The following is an 18,846-nucleotide window of genomic DNA, read 5'->3' on the forward strand; positions in this document are numbered from 1 at the left end:
CATGATCCGACCCCACAACAGGGAAGTCCTATGTCGGCGGTACGCATCGGCCCATATACATTGCACAACGGCTTGATTCTCGCCCCGATGGCGGGGGTTACCGACCAGCCCTTTCGTCAGCTGTGCAAACGACTGGGCGCAGGGCTTGTAGTCTCGGAAATGGTCACCAGCGACATGAGTTTGTGGAACACCCGCAAATCGCGTCTGCGCATGGTCCACGAAGGTGATCCCGAGCCTCGCTCGGTACAGATCGCCGGTGGCGATGCACAGATGCTGGCGCAGGCAGCACGCGCCAACGTCGAGCTGGGTGCCCAGATTATTGATATCAACATGGGGTGCCCGGCCAAGAAGGTCTGCAACAAGGCCGCCGGCTCCGCGTTACTGAAAGATGAAGAACTGGTGACCGAGATCCTGCACGCCGTCGTGGCGGCGGTTGATGTGCCGGTCACCCTGAAGATCCGCACGGGCTGGGACCGGGCGAACAAGAACGGCCTGACGGTGGCGAAGATCGCCGAACAGGCAGGCATTACGGCGCTGGCGGTGCATGGCCGGACCCGTGCCGATCTGTACACCGGTGAAGCCGAGTACGACACCATTGCCGCGATCAAGCAGGCGGTGTCGATTCCGGTCTTCGCCAATGGCGATATCGACTCGCCCGAGAAGGCCCGGCACGTGCTCGACGCGACCGGTGCCGATGGCCTGCTGATAGGTCGGGCTGCCCAGGGGCGGCCATGGATTTTTCGTGAAATCGAGCATTATCTGCGTACCGGCGAAAAACTCCCGGCACCGGAATTGATCGAGGTGGAACGTATTCTGCTTGAGCATCTGGCCGCGCTCCATGCTTTCTATGGAGATGTCATGGGCGTACGCATCGCCCGCAAGCATGTCGGCTGGTATCTCGCAACCCTGCCGGGCGCCAGGGAGTTTCGCGCCCACTTCAATCGTTTGGATGGTACGGAAACACAATGCGCCAACGTTCGGGAGTTCTTCGCCGAGCGCTACAAGAGCCTGACAGGGGACGCAGAAGAGGTGGCCGCATGACGATGATGACCGAGACTTTAGTGAGTGGAACAGCACCCGTGAGCGACAACGTAAATTTGAAACAGCACCTCAATACGCCGAGCGAAGAAGGCCAGACCCTTCGCGGGAGTGTCGAGAAGGCGCTGCACAATTATTTCGCCCACCTTGAAGGCGCTGCCGTCACGGATGTGTACAACCTGGTGCTCTCCGAAGTCGAGGCTCCCCTGCTCGAAAGCGTGATGAACTACGTCAAGGGCAATCAGACCAAGGCCAGTGAGCTGCTGGGACTGAACCGCGGCACCTTGCGCAAAAAACTCAAGCAGTACGATTTGCTGTAAGCATTCAATCAAACCAGAAAGGCGCCCGCGTAAAACCGGTCGCCTTTTTTGCTGACTTCCTTTGCTTTTGATGGAAATTGAGATGACCGACCAGACCACCCGCCTGCCGATCCGCCGCGCCTTGATCAGCGTTTCCGACAAGACCGGGATCCTCGAATTCGCCAAGGAGCTCGAAGCGCTCGGCGTCGAAATCCTCTCCACCGGCGGGACGTTCAAGCTGCTGCAGGACAATGGCGTAGCCGCTGTGGAAGTCGCGGATTACACCGGTTTCGCAGAAATGATGGACGGTCGGGTGAAAACCCTGCACCCGAAAATCCACGGCGGGATCCTCGGTCGTCGCGGTATCGACGACGCGATCATGAACGAGCACGGCATCAAGCCGATCGATCTGGTCGCCGTTAACCTCTACCCGTTCGAAGCCACCATCAACAAGCCAGGCTGCGACTTGCCGACCGCCATCGAGAACATCGATATCGGTGGCCCGACCATGGTCCGCTCGGCCGCCAAGAACCACAAAGACGTGGCCATCGTGGTGAACGCCAGCGATTACGCCAGCGTGCTGGAAAACCTCAAGGCCGGTGGCCTGACCTACGCTCAGCGTTTCGACCTGATGCTCAAGGCCTTCGAACACACCGCGGCCTACGACGGCATGATCGCCAACTACATGGGCACCGTGAACCAGGCCGCTGACACCCTCACCACCGAAGGTCGCAGCGAGTTCCCGCGCACCTTCAACAGCCAGTTCATCAAGGCCCAGGAAATGCGCTACGGCGAGAACCCGCACCAGAGCGCGGCGTTCTACGTTGAAGCCAAGCCAGCCGAAGTCGGCATCGCTACCGCGACCCAACTGCAAGGCAAAGAACTGTCGTACAACAACGTGGCCGACACCGACGCTGCGCTGGAATGCGTGAAGAGCTTCGTCAAACCGGCCTGCGTGATCGTCAAGCACGCCAACCCGTGCGGCGTTGCCGTGAGCCCGGACGCCGAAGGCGGTATCCGTCAGGCGTACGAACTGGCTTACGCCACCGACACCGAATCGGCTTTCGGCGGCATCATCGCGTTCAACCGTGAACTGGACGCTGAAACCGCCAAAGCCATCGTCGAGCGCCAGTTCGTCGAAGTGATCATTGCCCCATCGGTCAGCGAAGAAGCCCGCGCCATTGTCGCCGCCAAGGCCAACGTTCGCCTGCTGGCCTGCGGCCAGTGGTCGGCTGATCGTGCCGCTGCCTGGGACTACAAACGCGTCAATGGCGGTTTGCTGGTACAGAGCCGCGACATCGGCATGATCGGCAGCGAAGACCTGAAGGTTGTGACCAAGCGCGCACCGACCGAGCAAGAGATCAACGACCTGATCTTCGCCTGGAAAGTCGCCAAGTACGTCAAATCCAACGCCATCGTCTACGCCAAGAACCGTCAGACCATCGGTGTCGGCGCTGGCCAGATGAGCCGCGTGAACTCTGCGCGCATCGCCGCCATCAAAGCTGAACACGCCGGCCTGCAAGTGCAGGGTGCGGTCATGGCCTCGGATGCGTTCTTCCCGTTCCGCGACGGCATCGACAACGCAGCCAAGGTCGGCATCACCGCCGTGATTCAACCAGGCGGCTCGATGCGTGACAACGAAGTGATTGCTGCCGCAGACGAAGCCGGCATCGCCATGGTATTCACCGGCATGCGCCACTTCCGTCACTAATACGACAACGGTCGCACTGACGCCGGCATCTGCTGCGTTGGAGCCCACCTCGATGATGCTCATTGCCTAGAGGCAACTCCGCTCATCAAGGCGGGCTCCGCCTTGCATCTACCGACGTCATTGCAACCTCCTACGGCGTGAAGCGCCTTAGGTTCTAAAACAGAATTAGCGTCATCCGAGGTTTTTGAAATGAATGTTTTGATCATTGGCAGCGGTGGCCGTGAACACGCCCTGGCCTGGAAAGTCGCTCAGGATCCGCGCGTACAGAAAGTCTTCGTTGCCCCGGGCAACGCCGGCACGGCCATTGAAGCCAAGTGCGAGAACGTCGCTATCGACGTGCTGGCCCTTGAGCAACTGGCCGATTTTGCCGAGAAAAACGTCTCCCTGACCATCGTCGGTCCGGAAGTCCCGCTGGTCGCGGGCGTCGTCGATCTGTTCCGCCAACGTGGCCTGGACTGCTTCGGCCCAACCGCTGGCGCCGCCCAGCTGGAAGGTTCCAAGGCCTTCACCAAGGACTTCCTGGCTCGCCACAAGATCCCGACGGCCGACTACCAGAACTTCACCGAGATCGAGCCTGCCCTGGCTTATCTGCGTGAAAAAGGCGCGCCGATCGTGATCAAGGCCGACGGCCTGGCGGCCGGTAAAGGCGTGATCGTCGCCATGACCCTGACCGAAGCCGAAGACGCCGTACGCGACATGCTCGCCGGCAACGCTTTTGGCGACGCCGGTTCGCGCGTGGTCATCGAAGAGTTCCTCGATGGCGAAGAAGCCAGCTTCATCGTCATGGTCGACGGCAAGAACGTGCTGCCGATGGCCACCAGCCAGGACCACAAACGTGTTGGCGACGCCGATACCGGCCCGAACACCGGTGGCATGGGTGCCTACTCCCCTGCCCCGGTGGTCACCAGCGAAGTTCACCAACGTGTCATGGACCTGGTGATCTGGCCAACCGTGCGTGGCATGGCCGAAGAAGGCAACGTCTACACCGGCTTCCTCTATGCTGGCTTGATGATCGATAAAGCCGGCAACCCGAAAGTCATCGAGTTCAACTGCCGTTTTGGCGACCCCGAGACCCAACCGGTGATGCTGCGTCTGCAGTCGAGCCTGGTATTGCTGGTCGAAGCGGCGCTGGCACAGGCACTGGACAAGGTCGAAGCGCAGTGGGATCCACGTCCAAGCGTCGGCATCGTACTGGCTGCTGGCGGCTACCCGGGTGATTACGCCAAGGGCGCCGTGATCGAAGGCCTGGATGCCGCCGCTGCGCTGGAAGGTAAAGTCTTCCACGCCGGTACCGCGCTGAAGGACGGCAAGGTTGTAACCGCCGGCGGTCGGGTACTTTGCGCCACCGCTATGGGCGCAAGCGTCGATGCCGCCCAGCAGCAGGCTTACAAACTGGCTGCCAAAATCAACTGGGAAGGCTGCTTCTACCGCAAAGACATTGGCTACCGCGCCATTGCCCGTGAGCGTGGCGAAAATCAGGAATAAGCTATCCATTCGGCTAGGCAAGGGCCTAAGGCCCTTGCCGTACTATTCCGGCGCCGCGCATAGTTATAATCTGGCATCAACCTACGAAGGGATTTCGCCGTGCGCTGGCTCAGGATTGCCATAGGCTTCACCGTCACTCTGCTGACCCTGCTCTGCATGCTCCCGGCCCAGGCCGCGCAAGGCAGTGGCTGGGCGGTATTGCTCGACGAACAGGCAGACCTGCAACTGAGCGATATCCGCTCGCCTCGCTACATCAACCAATTCAGCCCGATTGAACTCGACCAGATCACCGCCGCCGAACCCAGTGGCGCGTTGTGGCTGCGTTTCAAGTTCAGCCCCGGCAAACACGAACAACTGCTGCGCATCTTCGCCCCCGACTTGTTGCACCTGAACCTCTACGTTCTGGATGGCGATACGCTGATCGAGCAATTGACCAGCGGCAACGAGCAACCGCAGAGCGAGCGACCGCTCCCCAGCAGCGACTTCATGTTGCCGCTGCCTCAAAGCGACAAGCCCCTCGACGTCTATCTGCGACTGGTTTCCGAACACGAGTTGCGGCCTTATATCACCCTGCAATCGGCCGTGATGACGGCAGCCCACCAGAACCAGACGCTGATCTACGGCCTGTTTTTTGGCTGCATCGCGATGCTGATCCTGTATAACCTCACGCGCTACGGTTATTCCCGCTCGCGAAGCAGTCTCTGGCTGGCGGCGTGCGAGGGGCTGTTGCTGCTCAGCCTGGTGCTGTTGCTGAACCTGGCGGGCCCATGGCTTCCCGACTGGCATGCCGTGCAAACACCCGGCGCCTACCTGGCGCTACTGCTGACAGCCCCTTGCGGCCTGATGTTCGCCTACCGCTTCTTTGCCCCGTTGGGCCCGCACCCACTGAACAGGTTGCTGCTGGGGGACATCCTGTTCATTGTCCTGTGCAGCCTGTTGTTGCTGTTCGTCGACACCCTGCCGCTGAACATCATCACCTATGCGCTGGTGGCCCTGGCGGGACTGAGCATGCTCTTTGTCAGTGCCTATCACTGGCAAAAGGGTTACCGACCGGCACGCCTGTTCGTCGCCGCGATGGTGGTGTTCAACATCGGCACGCTGATCATCCTGCCCGCGTTGCTGGGGCTGACCCTGGTTGCACCGCAAGGCCTGATCATGACCTTGATGGCCTTCATCTGCATCTGCGGCGTGCTGATGAGCATCGCTCTGAGCGAACGCCAGCGCAGCATCACCGAAGACCGCTTCAGCGTCAGCCGCGACCTGGCAGCGAGTAATGCCGAGATCAATGCCAAAGCCGAATTCCTGGCAAAAATCAGCCACGAAATCCGCACCCCGATGAATGGCGTGCTGGGCATGACCGAGCTACTGCTGGGCACCCCGCTGTCGGTCAAACAGCGCGATTACGTGCAAACCATCCACAGCGCCGGCAATGAACTGCTGACGTTGATCAACGAAATCCTCGACATCTCCAAGCTCGAGTCCGGACAAATCGAACTCGACGATGTGCAGTTCGACCTCAACGCACTGATCGAAGACTGCCTGAGCATCTTCCGCGCCAAGGCCGAACAACAGAACGTCGAGCTGATCAGCTTCATCCAGCCACAGGTCCCTCGCGTGATCAGCGGTGATCCGACGCGCCTGCGTCAGACGCTGCTGAGCCTGCTGGAAAACGCCCTGAAGAAAACCGACGAAGGCGAAATCCTGATCGTCGTTGCCCTCGACGAACGCAGCCACAAACCGCGCCTGCGCATTGCCGTGCAAGACAGCGGGCAACCCATGGATGCCGAAGAACGCGAAGCCCTGCTACATGCCGAACTGCACAGCAAGAACTTCCTTTCCGCCACCCGCCTGGGCGGTAACCTGGGGTTAGTGATCGCTCGCCAATTGATTCTGCTGATGCACGGCGAATTCGGTATCAAGAGCGGCAGCAATCAGGGCAGCACACTGTGGCTGACCTTGCCCCTGGACCCCGAGCGCCTCGAACACCCGACCTCCGATCTCGATGGTCCGCTGCAAGGCGCCCGGGTGTTGGTGGTGGACGACAATGACACCTGCCGCAAAGTCCTGGTGCAGCAATGCAGCGCCTGGGGGCTGAACGTCAGCGCCGTACCTTCCGGTAAGGAAGCCCTTGCTCTGCTGCGCACCAAGGCGCACCTGCGAGACTACTTCGACGTGGTCCTGCTCGACCAGAACATGCCCGGCATGACCGGCATGCAGCTGGCGGCGAAGATCAAGGAAGATCCGAGCCTGAATCACGACATTCTGCTGATCATGCTCACCGGCATCAGCAACGCGCCGAGCAAGATCATCGCGCGCAATGCCGGGATCAAACGCATCCTCGCCAAACCCGTGGCCGGCTACACCCTCAAGACCACGCTGGCCGACGAACTGAGCCAACGCAGCAAAGGCCTGGCCGTCTCGCAGCAACTGCCGACCGGCGCGCCTGCGGCGGTCAAGGTGCCGAGCGATTTCCGCATTCTGGTGGCCGAAGACAACAGCATTTCGACCAAAGTGATTCGCGGTATGCTCGGCAAGCTAAACCTTCAGCCGGACACCGCCTGCAATGGTGAAGAAGCCTTGAAAGCGATGAAGGCCCAGCGCTACGACCTGGTGTTGATGGACTGCGAAATGCCAATCCTCGATGGCTTCTCCGCCACCCAGCAATTGCGTGCCTGGGAGGTCGGCAACCAGCGAACTCGCACACCGGTCGTAGCACTTACCGCACACATCCTGGCCGAACACAAAGAACGCGCACGCCAGGCCGGCATGGATGGCCATATGGCCAAGCCCGTCGAGCTTTCACAACTGCGCGAACTGATCGAGCATTGGGTCGCACAGCGCGATCAGCAGAATCAGGCAACGGCTCAAACGTCCTGAGCCGACAGACCCGGCAGCGCCTGATAGACTCCACCTCGACTTCCCTCGCCAGTGAGCTTGCCCCATGCTCCACGTGTTGTTCAGCGTTTACTTGAAGATGCTGGTGCTCTACAGCCCATTCTTCGTGTTGTCCTGTTTCATCAGCCTGACCCGCGGATATTCGCGCAAGGAACAACGTCGACTGGCCTGGAATGTCGCCCTCGCGACCCTGGTCTCCAGCGTCCTGCTGTATTTGTTCGGGCGAGTGATTTTCAGCGTGTTCGGCATTACCGTAGACGCCTTCCGCATTGGCGCCGGCAGCGTGCTGTTCATTTCGGCATTGGGCATGGCTCAGGGCAAGTCAGCGGTCCAGACCGACAACGTGCAGCAAGACGTGACCATCGTCCCGCTGACCATTCCGCTCACGGTCGGCCCCGGCACCATCGGGGCCTTGCTGGTGATGGGCGTCAGCCAGCCGCACTGGGACGACAAACTCACCGCCATCCTCAGCATTGCCATGGCCAGCCTGACCGTCGGCGTGGTGCTTTACCTGTCCAACCGCATCGAGCGGATTCTCGGTGACCAGGGTTTGCAGATTGTCAGCCGGTTGATGGGGTTGTTTGTGTGTGCGTTGGCGGCGCAGATTATCTTTACGGGAGTAAAGGGGTATCTGGTACTGTAAATTCTGGTGACGGCGCCGAAACTATCCAGCGTTGACACCGCAGTCCGGATTGAACTCAGCTCAACTTTAAGATTTTTTCCTCCCTCAGTCCTCCCAACCGAGTGATGAAAAACTCTCGAAGCGGCTCATGATCCGCTTCTTCCAGTAATGCGACGCAACAATTGACTCTTACTCTCCCGACAACTTCATGAACGCTGAATGCTTGTCGCAGGAAGTCGGCATCCACCGTTTCCCGGGTCTCAAAACACACGGTGACCTGTGTCAATAATGCGCCGGGACTCACTACACCCGCCTGAACCCGGACCCAGGTCGTCTGATCTGTCGGGCTGTGATTATCAGCGTCGTGGAACTCCTCCGTGCCCTGTGTCACGGCGCCATGACCCACTGTGTGCACGCGCAACAGATCCATTGCCAGCGGCGACCATGAAACCGCGTCCAGGCTAGCGGTGATGTCACGCTCTGATTGAGATCCCTGGTGTTTTGCCAGACCAGCCTCAATCAATTCCTTGACGCTGAAGCGCTCCTGCTCGAACGATGGAAAGGTTTCATCGTTGTCCTCCGAAACCATCCAGCCGGACAACCGCACCCCAACGCGCCAGGCACCTTGCCACTGGTCAAAATCGCTCATGGCAGGAAATTTTCGCGATGTCGCGACCTGGGTGTAAAGCGATGAATCCAGAACATTCTGACGTTCAAATGCTGACATTACGCCCGAAAACAGCAGGACGTTTCCCGCACAAACACAGGTAATCGAATGATGATTTTCCACATGTACTCCCTGCATCCAGACCACAGAAAAGGCTGAAGACCCGAGTCTTCAGCCTTTCAGCAATCACTTGACGCCGAATTCCAGGGTAAGCGCCATTTCGCGCAGTCTGGCCAATTCTTTGACCACCAGATCTTCGGTCATTGCGTAGTCCTCTTCATCCATCATCATGCTCGACATGCCTTTGTAGATGCTGACATCAGAGGAGTACCACTCACCAAACAGCACACTGGTGGACTGTTGACGAGCCTGGTACTGGATGGCACCGACGGCCATCAAAATCTCGCCATCGGCATCCTGGGTACAGGACGCCAATGCAAAGGAACCACCCTCGGGCTTTTTCGCGTTTTTCTCGAACAGCTTCAAGGCTTCCGGCTCTTTTTTCAGTGCCTCAAGGGTGGAGCCGGTCATTGCGGTCAGGGCAGCGCCAATCGGAGTACCACCGATCGCTCCGGACACAACCGTACCAATGATTTGCGCAGCGATGTTTGCCATCGTCAGTCGCATTTCGCTCGAAACATGGCGGATATAGTTATCTCGACTTACCATCCAGCCCAAGTTGCGCATGGTTTGCATGAAGAGTTTGTAACGCTCCTCTTTTTGACTCTCCGCTGGATACTTCATTAACGCCTTGATATCGGCGTACATGAACGTATTTTTCACAATGCGCTTATTACGCTTGGACATACCGTCAAGAAAACCAACAACACCCGCCCCCATAATGGCGGCATTCAGCTCATCGGTATCCACGGGGGCGCTGGCGAGAGAGACCATTGCCGCACGCGCTGTTGGATGAACAGCGCTAACTTCTCGATTCAACGTTTCAATAAAGGCAATACGCTCGACGGCGGTGATTTTTGGAAATGCTTGCTCAATCATTATTAAAATCCTTTTAAGTTAGTTATATGCCCTTACCGGACTTGAAAAACCTTAAAGGATGAGAACCGCACTTTCAACCACAGACCCGGCCAATTAATTAATTACACTTAATTCGAAAAAACCAATGCAACCATTAACATTCAGTCGCCACACACACTTATTATTTGCACAACACCAACAAACGCAAGCGCCCCAGGCCACTGTTTCTGCTTATGAAAATAACCGAACCGACGGACCTACATGATTGTGCAGCTATTCGAAGGTTATTGCGTCGATTTACAACTACCGCTTGATCTTGTTTCCGGTATTTATCAGTGAAAAATCTTACGCGCTCAAGGGCGGTAAGAGCGCCCGATTGCCAGACAACTCAACACCCTGACTGCCAAGCGAGCACGGTCAGGGGAAGAATGGCGGCCCGCAGATCCGGCCGCCGTCGCTCAACTGGCCGGCTTTTCGCCATACCAGCGTGGCGTATACACCCAGTCCCCACCTTCAGCGCGCGGGAAGGCGCAGGTGGTGGACGAACCAATCAGTACCATGGTGCGCATATCCACCTGATCGGGGGTCAGTTGCCCAAGTGTGGTGACACGCAATGTCTGACCTGGACGACCAATATCACGCCCCAGCACCACCGGCGTTTCAGGCGTGCGATGCCGGGCGACGATTTCCAGCGCACGCCCCAATTGCCACGGCCGCGAACGCGAGATCGGGTTGTAAAAAGCCAGGGCCAGATCGGCCTCTGCAGCCAGATCCAGACGCTTCTCGATGATGTCCCAGGGTTTCAGGTTGTCTGACAGAGACATCACGCAGAAGTCATGCCCCAACGGTGCGCCCGCTTGAGCGGCGGTTGCCAATGAAGCGGAGACCCCAGGCAAAATTTCCAGATCGACGCTGTGCCAGCTCGTGTCGGTGGATTCGTGCAACGCTTCGAGCACCGCCGCTGCCATGGCAAATACGCCCGGATCGCCGGACGAAACCACCACCACCGAACGTCCTTGGGCAGCGAGTTCGAACGCATGACGCGCGCGCTGCATTTCCTCGCGGTTGTCGGTGCAGTGCAGCACTTGATCGGAGCGGAACGGCCCGGCCATGCGCACGTAGGTTTCGTAGCCGAGCACGTCGTTGGCACGCGCCAACTCTGCCTTGACCGCCGGCACCATCAGTTCCGCAGCGCCAGGGCCCAGGCCGATAACCGCCAAGCGACCGCGAGGGCGACCGATCAGTAACGGGTCCAGAGGCTGTTCGGCGACCGCGATGGCAATCCCGTTGTCTGCATGGATAGATACGGATTGCCCGGCAGCGTTTTCTGCCAGTTCAGCCACAGAACCAGCCGCCGCAAAACGCAGCGGCACACCCAGTTCCAGCGCTGCTTCACGCAACACCGGACTGGCCATTAGCTGATCGCTGGCCAACAGGCACGCCACCGATTGCGCGGCGACTTTCGCCTGATGCAAGGCATCGCGTATGGCGTCAGGCAGATCTTCAACCTCGGCACTGACAGCCACCACAACGCTTTTCGGGTAGATCAGCAATTCATTGGCCACAGGTTCGCGTTCTGCACTACCAACATGAATCGCCAGATGCGCGCCCGGATCGTGCGGCAACTGAGCCTCAGCCAACCAGGGAGCGGCACCCTCGATACGCACTGTTTCACCGGCCAACAGATCCGAGACGAAACGTTTGCCCAACTCCAGATCGCCCAATGCATAGCCGCTTGGCGGGTTGAGCACGCAGGTGCCGAAGCGCAGTTCACCACTGGTGGTGATAGCCGCAGCCACACCCAAACCTTCAGCTATCTCGCGGGCCAACACGTTCACACCGCCCAGACCGCCCAACAACGGCACGACCGCGCTGCCGTCTTCAGCAACGGCCAGTACCGGCGGCTCAGCGCCTTTTTCCAACAGCAATGGCGCCAGGGTCCGAATGACGATGCCGGCGGCACACAAGGCAATGATCGGCGTGTCGTGTTGATAGAGCTGACGCAACGTCGCGCCAAACTCGTGATAAACGCGGTCCGCACCGTCGACCCGTTCAGCCAGACCATGGATCAAGGCGCCTGGGTACAGCTGTTGGATCTTGCGTGCGGTAGCGAGGCTGCCATTGCCAAGAATGACAATCGCCGGAACGGGACGGGGCATCAACCTTGCCACCTTTCGCCGGGAACGATGATCAACGAAAAGTACGGCGAAGACATCGGCTCGACCTGATCCAGCGGCACGATTTTCTGATTGGCCATGGTGGCGCGCTCAACGTACAACGCCCGCTCCGCCAGGCCGAGTTCTTCCAGCACCTGACGGACCTTGGGAAAGTTACGCCCCAACTTCATCACCACCGCCGCGTCGGCATCGGCCAAACGGCGCTTGAGTTCTTCGTGAGGCAACACACCCGACAGCACCGACAGGCTCTGATTGCGATACACCAGTGGCGCACCGAGCACCGAAGCGCCGCCAAGCATCGAACAGACACCCGGCACCACTTCAGCCTCGTAACGCTCTGCCAGACGATCATGCAAATACATGTAAGAACCGTAGAAGAACGGGTCACCTTCGCAGATCACCGCCACATCACGCCCGGCATCCAGATGCGCAGCGAGTTGTTCGCCGGCCGCGTCATAGAAGTCGCTGATCACTTGCTCGTAGGACAGCGGCGGCGCCAGGGCTTCGGTCGTCACCGGGTAAACCAGCGGCAGCAACGTCTGCGCGTCCTGCAAGTGCGCTTCGATGATGCCGAACGCATTGCCTTTTTTGCCCTTGGCGACGAAGTACGCCACCACCGGAGACTCGCGCAACAGGCGCAAGGCTTTGACGGTGATCAGTTCCGGATCACCAGGACCAACGCCAAGGCCGATCAAACGTCCAGGTTGCTGCATCATTCAATCTCCGTGGCGAGGGCATTGACCGCGGCGGCAGCCATGGCGCTACCGCCCAGCCGACCCTGCATGATCACAAACGGCACGCCACGGCTGTCAGCTGCAAGCATCGCCTTGGATTCGGCGGCGCCGACAAAGCCCACCGGGAAGCCGAGAATCAGCGCCGGTTTTGGCGCACCGGCATCGAGCATTTCCAGCAAATAGAACAACGCGGTCGGGGCGTTGCCGATCACCACCACACTGCCTTCCAGGTGCGGACGCCAAAGCTCCAGCGCAGCCGCCGAACGGGTGTTGCCGAGTTCACGGGCCAGCTCTGGAACGCTCTCGTCGCGCAAGGTGCAGATCACCGGATTGTTCGCTGGCAAGCGTGCGCGGGTCACGCCTTCGGAGACCATCCGCGCATCACACAGAATCGGCGCACCGGCGGCCAATGCATCGCGCCCGGCCTTGCCTGCGCCTTCGGAGAATTGCAGGCCATCGATCGCATCGACCATGCCGCAAGCGTGGATTACCCGCACCGCGAGTTTTTCCAGATCGGCCGGGATCCGGTCAAGGTTGGCCTCGGCGCGAATGATCGCGAAGGAGTTGCGATAGATCTCCTGACCGTCGCGGATGTAATCAAGCATCAAGGGGGCTCCGTGAGCAGGCGTCGAGCAATGCGCCGGCCGCTTCAATAGTGAGGTTGCGTGCTTGCAGAGCGCCGAAACCCGGCTGCACTGCATCGCGAAAATAGAGGTCGTAATGACCGGGGCTGACCGCCAGCAGGGTGACCGGCGCGATGTGCGCAGCGGCGCAGGAGCGCGAGCAACCGGACAAGTGAACCTGCAATCGGTCAGCCTGGCCTGGTAACAATGTGGCCAGTTGCAAGGCGTCGGCCTTGGTATCCGCCAAACCTTTTGCGCACCCGTCGGAACCGGTACAGGCAACCAGATGCGTCAAGGCTTGATCGGCGCACAGCAGAAAACCCAGGGCCTGCAGTCGCTCACTGAGCACCGGAGCATCCTGATGGCGAATGTTCGGCAGCAGCAGGCTTTGCCAAGGGGTCAAACGCAGGCTACCGTCACCGAACTCCTCAGCCAGACACGCCGCGCCTTTAAGCATCGAAGCATCCAGCCGCCCCAAGGGCGGGACAACGCCGATATAGACCACGCCTTCCTGGCGCTGTGGATAAGTGCCGATGTGCAACCCTGAAGGCGACTCGGCACGCCGCCAATGACTGATCGGGGTCAGTGGCACACACTCAGCCAAAGCCTGCACCACCGACGCCAGCGAACGCTCGGCCAGCACATGCCGCATACGGGTTTGTTCCGGTCGTGCGAGGTCGAGAAACAGCTCCAGCACCGCCACAACCAAGGCGTGGCCATCGCTCAGCAACACCGCCCCTACGGGTGTGTCCGTAGGGCAACCCGCCAGACCGAAGGCCAGCAGTCGCTCACCATCGCGCTCAACGGCACTCAACCAAAGATCATGAGGATGTTCGAGCATCGCCAGCGCCTCACCGCCATCCAGCTGCACGGCAAACTTGGCCGACAGTTGGTGAAAACGTTCGTGGCTTTGCAGGGAGGCGAGGATCTGCTCGGCCAGCGGGCGAGTATCGAACAGCATCTGCTTATCAATGCCAGCGCCAGGGCTGAGCATCAGGTTGCGCACATCATCGCCGGCCGCAGTCTTCGGGCCTAACCCGGCTGCCAGCAGGCTGTCGATCAATGGCCGGTGCTCGCTGCCAATCCCGCGAATTTGCAGGTTGGCGCGGTTGGTCGCTTCGATCACCCCACCGGCATAACGCTCCGCGGCGTCGGCCACGGCCACGGCCTGGGCGGCGCTGATCGCCCCACCGTTCAATTTGATCCGGCAGATACCGCCGTCCAATGCCTGGACGATACGCAACAACCCCGGACAGGCCGAGGGGCGTAAGGTGGTGGTGGACGGGGATTGTGTCACGGGAAGACCGGCGGCTAGGGTGAGGCGCGGTATTATGCCTGCTTTGTTCGACGTCATGAAAATGACTGCCCACGGAATCGACGAGTGAACGCCCCCGGCTAGCGATGGCGATCAATCTACTGGAGCTTGAGTTCGAACTCCGAGATGGCAATTTCCTTGATGCGCCTTTCCAGGAAAGCCCTGTGTTGTTCGAACACCGAGCGATCAAGAAGAAAGCGGCCATAATGCTGCACTAACTTCGTCGTCTGCTCCTCCCACTTAAAGAAAAGAAACGCCTCAGGAACCGAGCGCGAACGCAACCTGAAATTGTTTACGGTCATGTTCAAACGTTGCTGGTTATCGCGCTCTACCGGCAGTATTTTAAAGTCACCCGCATCGGAGCTTGCCGAGTAAAACGCCTTGCTGGCCGATTTGTCTGCACTCAATGCGTCGAAGGCAGCACGTGTGACATTGGCCTGCGCCGCGTTGCCCCCTGCTATAAGGGAAGTCAAATAGACCTGAGCAACACTGCCGTAAAAATTCGGATGATGTATTTCGGTAATGGCATCGCCAAAAGGTATCCACCCCAGAAACTTCAAGGTGGCGGCGAAATACAAAAACCAGTCATCGAGCTGAGTGGTGTTGTCATATTTTTCGTCGGCGGCACAGCGTGCCAGTCGTACGCTATATCTGACATCACGCTTTTCTTCCCGCGACAACCCTGCCACACAGGTGATCAGACCGTTGCCAACAATCGCCGCACCGGGTTCTTTATTGTCCAATTCATTCATTTAAATTCATCCTTGAGTTATTAAATATCTATTCGACCATCTGGATTAAAAACAAATACCTTATTTGAATATTCAACACTAAACGACCTTCACCCTCCCGACCATCCTGCAACTTCAACAACACATGTCAGCGCTATCGCCCTCAAACAACTCATCACTTTTATTATCGGTACACCTATAGAGATCACTGGATGTACAGAGCGAACTGACCAGCATCCCCTCAGCAAAGCTGCGTTATCATCTCGCCCTTATTGACCGCGTTTTTTGAGCAGAGGAACGGCATGACCCCCTGGCTGACAGTGGTAGGCATCGGTGAAGACGGTTTCAAAGGCCTGGGCAAAAACGCTCGACGCGCATTGCTGGGCGCTTCACGGATTGTCGGTAGCCAACGGCAACTGGATCTGCTGCCCGTGTGCATCCGTGGCGAACGGCAGCTCTGGTCGAGTCCATTTTCCCTTGAGCCGGTACTGGCGCAACGCGGTGAGCCGATCTGCGTGCTGGCCAGCGGCGATCCGATGCTGTTCGGTGTGGGCGCCAGCCTGACGCGGCAAGTGCCGAGCAACGAGATGCTGATTATCCCGGCCCCCTCCTCTTGTTCATTGGCGGCCGCGCGAGTGGGCTGGCCGTTGCAAGAAGTCGTCACGCTGTCAGTGGTCGCCCGGCCCATTGCTGCTCTGAACGCACAGTTGTTCAGCGGTGTTCGTCTGCTGGTGCTCAGCAACGACGGACACAGCCCTGCCGCAATTGCCGCGCTGTTGTGCGAGCGCGGTTTCGGGCCGAGCCGGATGACCGTGCTGGAACACCTGGGCGGCGAGAGCGAACGTCGTATCGATGGCATCGCCAACGACTGGACCGAGCCGCTGATCGCCGACCTCAACCTGGTCGCCATCGAATGCCTTGCCGAACCCGATGCTCCGCGCTTGTCGCGCCTGGCTGGCTTGCCAGACGCCGCCTTCAAGCACGACGGCCAACTGACCAAACGCGACGTACGCGCCATCACCCTCGCGCGTCTGGCGCCGGTGCCCGGTGAATTGTTGTGGGACGTCGGCGCCGGCAGCGGCTCGATCGGCATCGAGTGGATGCGGGCACATCCGAGTTGCCGCACGTTGGCCATCGAGGCCGATGCGGGCCGCCAGCAACTGATCGAACACAACCGCGACGCCCTCGGCGTGCCCGGCCTGCAACTGATTCGTGGCAGCGCGCCGCAGGCGTTGGCCGGTCTTGAGCGACCCGACGCTATCTTCATCGGTGGCGGCGTGACCCGTGACGGCGTGCTCGACACCTGTTGGGCACAGCTCAAACCCGGCGGTCGGCTGGTCGCCAACGCGGTCACCCTGCAAAGCGAAATGACCTTGATGGCCTGGCGCGAACAACACGGTGGCGAGCTGACGCGGATTCATATCGCTCAGGCGCAACCGCTGGGAGAGTTCGACACCTGGCGCCAGGCATTGCCGATCACCTTGCTTGACGTGGTTAAACCCTTCGATGCGTGACGAAACCGCCGAACAACCCGCGCCCCTGCGCAGCGGCCTGACTACCGGCAGTTGCGCCACTGCCACCAGCCTCGCCGCCGCGCGCCTGCTGCTCGGTGCGGTGACTAGTGATGCGGTGGAGATTGTGCTGCCCAAAGGCAAACAGGTGCAGATGCGCCTGGAGTTTTGTCGACTGACTGCCGACGGTGCCGAAGCCGGAACGATCAAGGATGCCGGCGATGACCCGGACGTAACCCACGGTGCGTTGCTCTACAGCCAGGTGCGTTTGATCAGCGAACCCGGTATTCGTTTCTGCGCCGGCAAAGGCGTCGGCACTGTCACGCGTCCGGGGCTGGTATTGAGTGTCGGCGAACCGGCGATCAATCCGGTGCCGCGCAAGATGATCACCGACCACCTGCTGTTACTGGCCCAGGAGTTCAGCTACAGCGGCGGTTTTGAGGTGACGATCAACGTCGAGGACGGCGAGGCCCTGGCGCTGAAAACCATGAACCCGCGATTGGGCATTCTTGGCGGGCTGTCGATCCTCGGCACCAGCGGCATCGTCCGGCCGTTTTCCTGCGCGGCGTACATCGCCTCGATCCACCAGGGCATCGACGTCGCCAAAACCAACGGTTACCTGCACATCGCCGCCTGCACCGGCAACGCCAGCGAAGACACCATGCGCCGGGTCTACGACCTGCCGGAAATCGCCCTGATCGAAATGGGCGACTTCGTCGGCGCAGTGCTCAAACATCTGCGCAAAGTGCCTGTGGATAAACTGAGTATTTGCGGCGGCTTCGGCAAGATCAGCAAACTCGCCGCCGGACATATGGATCTGCACAGCCGCCACTCCAGCATCGACCTGCCGCAACTGGCCGAATGGGCCGCGGACGTTGGTGCAGACGCAGCCTTGCAGCAAGGCATCCGCGAGGCCAATACCAGTCAGCAAGCCTTGGCGATGGCCAGCGCCGCCGGTATTGCCCTCGGCGATGCAGTGTGCCGGCACGCGCTGGATTTCGCCCGTAGCGTAGTACCCAAACAGGTTCAGGTCGAAGTGTTTGCCATCGATCGCCAGGGTGGCATCGTCGGCCATGCCGGAGCTTTTCAATGAAACGTCTGTTGCTGCTCGGCGGCGTCACCGAAGCCCTGTCGATTGCCCGAACCCTCGGCCCGCAACACATCTACAGCCTGGCGGGCGTGGGTCGGGTGCCGACCGACCTGAATTGCCAGGTGCGCGTCGGTGGCTATGGTGGCGCTGAAGGCCTGACGCAATTCATCAAGGATCAAGGCATCGATCTATTGCTCGACGCCACCCACCCCTACGCCGCACAAATCAGCCGGAACGCCGCCACCGCCGCGCAACAAAGCGGCATCCCGTGCTGGGCACTGCGTCGCCCGGCATGGCAAGCGCAGGCCGGGGATGACTGGCGCGAAGTCAGCGACTGGGCCGAGCTGATCGAAGCGCTAAGACCGTTCAAGCGTCCACTGTTCACCCTGGGCCGCGAGCCGTTGCAGCACCTGGATGAAATCCCGCTCGAGCAGTTCTGGACCCTGCGCGCGCTGGAGGTTTATCCCGGCAACGAGCGCTGCGAAGTGATCGGCGCACGCGGACCGTTTTTCATCGAAGACGAACGCACGCTGTTCGAACGCCGGCAGATCGATGTGCTGATCAGCAAAAACAGCGGCAGCAGCGCCACCGACCCCAAGCTTGAAGTGGCCCGCGAACGCGGGGTGCCGGTGTTGATCCTCAAGCGGCCAGAGTTGCCGGGGGTTGAGCGGGAGTTTGGGAGTGTGATTGAGGTGCTGGAGGCACTGAAAACTCTCGGATAGAACTGATGATCGTTCCCACGCTCCCGCGTGGGAATGCAGCCCGTGACGCTCTGCGTCACTGGACGCGGAGCGTCCCCTGAGGCATTCCCACGCGGAGCGTGGGAACGATCAGTATGGGAGCGGGCCGCGCCGCACTCCCACAAGAAGCCGCTACACTCTTCTGCAAATACGCTGCGACACCACACCGCACGGCGGTTTTTTACTTATCGCCCCCGATCAGGCTAAATACCCGGCTTGATCACCCACCC

At 59.8% G+C, this 18,846-nt stretch carries 16 protein-coding genes; 9 read left to right on the top strand and 7 right to left on the bottom strand.

The annotated features are described in order from the left end of the window. The first annotated feature begins 30 nt into the window (after window positions 1–30). The 6 genes from dusB to FPT12_RS15355 all read left to right on the top strand — a co-directional run bounded on the left by dusB (window position 31) and on the right by FPT12_RS15355 (window position 8,071). The gene (gene dusB / locus FPT12_RS15330) at window positions 31–1,041 is read left to right on the top strand and encodes a tRNA dihydrouridine synthase DusB (RefSeq protein WP_145017201.1); all 1,011 of its coding nucleotides are present in this window, start codon (window positions 31–33) and stop codon (window positions 1,039–1,041) included. After that, window positions 1,038–1,358 carry a DNA-binding transcriptional regulator Fis gene (gene fis / locus FPT12_RS15335; RefSeq protein WP_007921650.1) on the top strand — a complete coding sequence of 107 codons (321 nt, stop codon included), beginning with the start codon at window positions 1,038–1,040 and terminating at the stop codon, window positions 1,356–1,358. The genes dusB and fis overlap by 4 nt, the downstream gene beginning before the upstream one ends. Window positions 1,359–1,440: 82 nt before the next feature. Further along, window positions 1,441–3,048 (top strand): bifunctional phosphoribosylaminoimidazolecarboxamide formyltransferase/IMP cyclohydrolase, encoded by a 1,608-nt coding sequence (purH, locus tag FPT12_RS15340; RefSeq protein ID WP_145017203.1) that lies wholly within the window; start codon window positions 1,441–1,443, stop codon window positions 3,046–3,048. Between the two features lie 189 nt (window positions 3,049–3,237). Further along, window positions 3,238–4,533 carry a phosphoribosylamine--glycine ligase gene (gene purD, locus FPT12_RS15345; RefSeq protein WP_145017204.1) on the top strand — a complete coding sequence of 432 codons (1,296 nt, stop codon included), beginning with the start codon at window positions 3,238–3,240 and terminating at the stop codon, window positions 4,531–4,533. 99 nt (window positions 4,534–4,632) lie between these two features. Continuing rightward, window positions 4,633–7,410 carry a hybrid sensor histidine kinase/response regulator gene (locus FPT12_RS15350; RefSeq protein ID WP_145017206.1) on the top strand — a complete coding sequence of 926 codons (2,778 nt, stop codon included), beginning with the start codon at window positions 4,633–4,635 and terminating at the stop codon, window positions 7,408–7,410. 64 nt (window positions 7,411–7,474) lie between these two features. Further along, window positions 7,475–8,071 carry a MarC family protein gene (locus FPT12_RS15355; RefSeq protein ID WP_145017208.1) on the top strand — a complete coding sequence of 199 codons (597 nt, stop codon included), beginning with the start codon at window positions 7,475–7,477 and terminating at the stop codon, window positions 8,069–8,071. 55 nt (window positions 8,072–8,126) lie between these two features. On the opposite strand, the gene FPT12_RS15360 is transcribed toward FPT12_RS15355, so the two are convergent. From FPT12_RS15360 to FPT12_RS15390, 7 genes are all read right to left on the bottom strand, one after another. Beyond that, entirely contained in the window at window positions 8,127–8,840 is a 714-nt protein-coding gene (locus FPT12_RS15360) for a hypothetical protein (RefSeq protein ID WP_145017210.1), read from the bottom strand. Window positions 8,841–8,903: 63 nt separating this feature from the next. Next, on the bottom strand, window positions 8,904–9,716 hold the full coding sequence (locus FPT12_RS15365; RefSeq protein WP_145017212.1) for a hypothetical protein: 813 nt from the start codon (window positions 9,714–9,716) through the stop codon (window positions 8,904–8,906). A gap of 437 nt (window positions 9,717–10,153) precedes the next feature. Further along, on the bottom strand, window positions 10,154–11,854 hold the full coding sequence (gene cobJ / locus FPT12_RS15370; protein ID WP_145017214.1) for a precorrin-3B C(17)-methyltransferase: 1,701 nt from the start codon (window positions 11,852–11,854) through the stop codon (window positions 10,154–10,156). Further along, window positions 11,854–12,585, bottom strand: coding sequence for a precorrin-2 C(20)-methyltransferase (locus FPT12_RS15375; protein ID WP_145017347.1), 732 nt, complete (start codon window positions 12,583–12,585; stop codon window positions 11,854–11,856). The genes cobJ and FPT12_RS15375 overlap by 1 nt, the downstream gene beginning before the upstream one ends. Further along, complete coding sequence (locus tag FPT12_RS15380; RefSeq protein ID WP_145017216.1) at window positions 12,585–13,211, bottom strand: precorrin-8X methylmutase; 627 nt, start codon at window positions 13,209–13,211, stop codon at window positions 12,585–12,587. Before FPT12_RS15380 ends, FPT12_RS15375 begins: the two co-directional genes overlap by 1 nt. Then, window positions 13,204–14,583 (bottom strand): precorrin-3B synthase, encoded by a 1,380-nt coding sequence (gene cobG / locus FPT12_RS15385; protein WP_145017218.1) that lies wholly within the window; start codon window positions 14,581–14,583, stop codon window positions 13,204–13,206. The genes FPT12_RS15380 and cobG overlap by 8 nt, the downstream gene beginning before the upstream one ends. A 59-nt stretch (window positions 14,584–14,642) precedes the next feature. Next, on the bottom strand, window positions 14,643–15,296 hold the full coding sequence (locus tag FPT12_RS15390) for a hypothetical protein (RefSeq protein WP_145017220.1): 654 nt from the start codon (window positions 15,294–15,296) through the stop codon (window positions 14,643–14,645). A 281-nt stretch (window positions 15,297–15,577) separates the two neighbouring features. Between FPT12_RS15390 and cbiE the strand changes: the two genes are divergently transcribed. From cbiE to FPT12_RS15405, 3 genes are read left to right on the top strand one after another with little or no spacing between them, the layout of a single operon-like run. Further along, a complete protein-coding gene (gene cbiE, locus FPT12_RS15395) occupies window positions 15,578–16,789 on the top strand; it encodes a precorrin-6y C5,15-methyltransferase (decarboxylating) subunit CbiE (protein ID WP_145017222.1) in 1,212 nt (403 codons plus the stop codon). Further along, a complete protein-coding gene (locus FPT12_RS15400; RefSeq protein ID WP_145017224.1) occupies window positions 16,782–17,879 on the top strand; it encodes a cobalt-precorrin-5B (C(1))-methyltransferase in 1,098 nt (365 codons plus the stop codon). The genes cbiE and FPT12_RS15400 overlap by 8 nt, the downstream gene beginning before the upstream one ends. Then, the gene (locus tag FPT12_RS15405) at window positions 17,876–18,598 is read left to right on the top strand and encodes a cobalt-precorrin-6A reductase (RefSeq protein WP_145017226.1); all 723 of its coding nucleotides are present in this window, start codon (window positions 17,876–17,878) and stop codon (window positions 18,596–18,598) included. The genes FPT12_RS15400 and FPT12_RS15405 overlap by 4 nt, the downstream gene beginning before the upstream one ends. Window positions 18,599–18,846 lie beyond the last annotated feature (248 nt).

Source organism: Pseudomonas sp. H3(2019), from assembly GCF_007713465.1.
Lineage (GTDB): Bacteria > Pseudomonadota > Gammaproteobacteria > Pseudomonadales > Pseudomonadaceae > Aquipseudomonas.